The organism is Nitrospira lenta, assembly GCF_900403705.1.
Classification (GTDB): Bacteria; Nitrospirota; Nitrospiria; order Nitrospirales; family Nitrospiraceae; genus Nitrospira_D; species Nitrospira_D lenta.
Genome location: NZ_OUNR01000007.1, coordinates 1 through 3344 on the forward strand (window position 1 = coordinate 1; position 3344 = coordinate 3344).

A 3344-nucleotide genomic window follows, 5' to 3' on the forward strand; every position below is an offset into this window, starting at 1 on the left:
TGACACCTTTTCATGCACATGGGAGGCTCTATGAGAAAGCTGCGAGCACTACACCTTTCATGCCTCGTACTTCTAGCTTCTATTAACTTAGCTGGATGTACGGCTACGCAGAAAACAGAGACATTAACGTCTGCAGTTGAAGCATTCGATAAAGCCATTAACTCAGCAAAGAGTTCCTTAGATGCCGAGCGAAAAACAAGACCTCGAACTCGAAGGTACGAAGCCATTGAATACTACTTACAAACAAGAAGCCTTAGGCCTGAAGATGTTGCAGTGACTCCAGATTTCTCACCAAGTGACCCAACGACATCATTCGCTCGATATGCATGTGCAGGACAAGGAGCACTGGTCCGAGAAGCTAATGCGCTTTCCTATGCCTCGGCGTACTCGGCAGGCATAAGAGATATTATGGCTCCTGGCAAGGATACTTTGGCCGGTCAATTTGGGCGCTTCTCTGCTCTTAATAACCCCATTGCTGCACCAAAGGTTCCAGAAACTAAGCCGGGGGAAAAATCAAAGACACAAATTGAAAACTGTGTGGATGAAGTAAAAACGGTCTTGGGAAAGTGGCAGCCTTCGCCGACAATAAACCCTTATGACGAAAATCCAGCTGCCCTTATCCCCGTGGTAATTGCTGCATATCAAGCCACAGAGGCTTTCCTTAAGGCTGCTCTCACTACAGTGAATAATTATGTGGCCAAGGACAAGTTTGCCAAATATGTCAATGAATTAGATGTCGAATTCAAGAAAGTAATGACAACCGAATTATCTGAAGATCGTCTTTCGGCCTCTTGGTCACACCGTATGGCAGTTTCATTGCATCGTCCTTCGCTGCTATTTCGGCAAATCTTTCAAGTGCCCGCAAATATTTCGCCCGCTCAAGACGATGAACGTATAAGAGAGATTGGCTTAAAGGTTAATGATGCTCTTGCAGAGTTCGACGCTCTTCGTTCTTCACCGAAACCCCAAGATATTCGAAAGGGCGTTTTGGCTGCGGAGCAAAGACTGTTAGAACTCGCAAATAAGTCGGATATGAGTCTGGAAGAAGTAGCGTCATTCCTTTCGGCGCTCATCGCTGAATTTAATGATGCCAAGAAAAAGTATGAGGATGCAGACAAGGCGGCGCGGGCATTAGTGACTACTCTGAGACAATAATAACATGCGATCCAAGGTGCTCCTTCTTACAGCATTCGTGATTGCCTTTCCCCCAACTTCCGCCAACGCATGGCTAGGCGACGTTATTTCGGCCCCCAGCACGGCTGTGCGACAGGCTCAGGCTGCAGCGGCAGAGGTAACTGCGACAGTGCATGCTCGGCAAGAGCAAATTGCACGAGAAAAAGATGACAATAGCCGTGATCAGTCACTGACTCTCCAAGAGAAAGTAAGGCGCGATCTCGATTTGGAGCGTTCTCGCCAGAAGCTTGAAAAGGCAGAATCAGCTGTAAACGAAGTACAAGCACGCTCTGTAGAGGAACTAATCGTACTAAACGAGACGATTAGAGCATTACGATATCCGGTATGGGCTATTTGCAACAGCACTCCGTGGCGACTGCCCGAGAAAGATAAGTGGAACGAGTACCTAGATCCAGTACAAAATGAATTGGCACAACTTGCACCCAAGGTTGGAATGTTTGTTCAATATGGGGTCAAGCAAGATGGAAAGTTACAATGGCTGCAAAATGGAGCAACTGCTTTTGCTGTCGGAGGGCCCTACGTTCTGACAAATCGTCACGTTATAACCTCCTACGCTGATAAAGGTGTAGATGGCAAGTGGTATCTCCTTAAGAACCAGCATCTGACCGTACAGTTCCCCAAGGAATATTCTAAGTGCAATTCCCCAACACCGACTATCGAAGCTACAGTCCTAAGAGTCGAGCTTGTGGGGGAAGGGGAAGAAGATGATTATGCTGTTCTGAAGATTGATCAAGATTTTAGCCAAATGCCTTTCTCCGATTCAGACCAACCAGCAGAAGGCCTGCAAGTTGTTGCTATCGGTTATCCCACCAAACCCGAGCCTTGCGACGGAAAAACACCTACAGATCTACACCCGTGTACCTTTCTCACTGAAACAGAGATCAACTTACTTTTTGGAGCACCAGACAGAAGCGTGCCATTCCCGGCAGAGAGAATCTCTCCTGGAAGTGTACTGTACAATCCTACCAGCGGCCCGGATAAGTTCTCTTACACCGCATCGACCTGGGGAGGCAATTCAGGCTCGCCTGTAGTGAGCCTGACGGATGGCAAGATAGTGGGGTTGCATTTCCAATCGCTTAATGCAAGCCGTGAAAACATAGGCTACAACAACGCCATAGCAATCGGAAAAATTAGGCCGGTCTTGGAGGCACACGGCTATATCAAATAATGAAATAGCTGCTGCTGTTCCGAAAAGAGGCGGCAAAACTATGCTTTTAATACGGTGCCATGGTGGCAAAACATCCTGACGCAGGTTGATCTACGATTACAAATCCCCCCCTAGATCCGGACACGCAAACGGAGAACCTCCTGGCTAAAGGTGGCTATTCTGCCAGAACGTTTTCCCTATGACCTGTCTCGATTTATGGGGAGCTTACAGCTATCCCATCGAAACAGGTACCACACGTTTCATTACACTACTGCATGAGGGGGAGAGGGGGCCGATGTCATTTTCCATTTCTAAAGCAAATATTGGGGCAAGAAATTTGGCTTGCTGGATGATCATGTTCCTTCTATTCATACCTGGAATCTGCACAGGCCAGACTGTATTTGTTGAAATACTACATATTGGACATGAGAATGGCCCCCCCCAAAAAGAATACTCCGAAGCTCTTCGGCGGCTCTTACGACAATACGGGTTAACAGTACTTCCACCCGTTCAAACCGAAACTGGAGGGGAATCGTTACCTGTGAATCCCCCCCCAGATATGTATGTGGTAACCAAGCTTGTATTGAAGAAATCAACGTTAAGTCCAGGGGCCATTTGTACAGGAATGTCCGCTGAAACTTCTGGAGAACTCACGGTAGGCGCGTACCTGCGAGACCCAAGGGGCCAAGAGATTGCACTTGACGACAAGACGTCGGCGGCACAGCTCCATCAAAACGACATCAAATGCAATACTGGCGACCTCACGGCGTCTTCAATTACTCTTATTATGGACACAGCAATGGCACCAATCGCCGAGCAAGTCAACGCCTTAATACGCCAGTAGACATGATCTGAAAAAGCTGACGTTGGCCCCATTCTCGAGAAGTTCTCCATTGGTAGGGTCTACATGAAAGGGGAACTTACAGCAATACAAATCAGGAGATTAATAGATTATGAAGGTCGCTAGTAGCAGAGCCGGGGGATGGAATAAAAGGGGTCGGGA

At 47.6% G+C, this 3344-nt stretch carries 3 protein-coding genes; all 3 read left to right on the forward strand.

From position 1 onward, the window contains the following. Nucleotides 1-30: 30 nt before the first annotated feature. The 3 genes from NITLEN_RS06315 to NITLEN_RS17865 all read left to right on the forward strand — a co-directional run bounded on the left by NITLEN_RS06315 (nt 31) and on the right by NITLEN_RS17865 (nt 3185). On the forward strand, nt 31-1155 hold the full coding sequence (locus NITLEN_RS06315) for a hypothetical protein (protein ID WP_146216115.1): 1125 nt from the start codon (nt 31-33) through the stop codon (nt 1153-1155). Between the two features lie 4 nt (nt 1156-1159). Further along, on the forward strand, nt 1160-2362 hold the full coding sequence (locus tag NITLEN_RS06320; RefSeq protein ID WP_121988764.1) for a S1 family peptidase: 1203 nt from the start codon (nt 1160-1162) through the stop codon (nt 2360-2362). A 178-nt stretch (nt 2363-2540) separates the two neighbouring features. Beyond that, nucleotides 2541-3185: a hypothetical protein gene (locus NITLEN_RS17865; RefSeq protein WP_146216116.1), complete on the forward strand. Its 645-nt coding sequence runs from the start codon at nt 2541-2543 to the stop codon at nt 3183-3185. Nucleotides 3186-3344 lie beyond the last annotated feature (159 nt).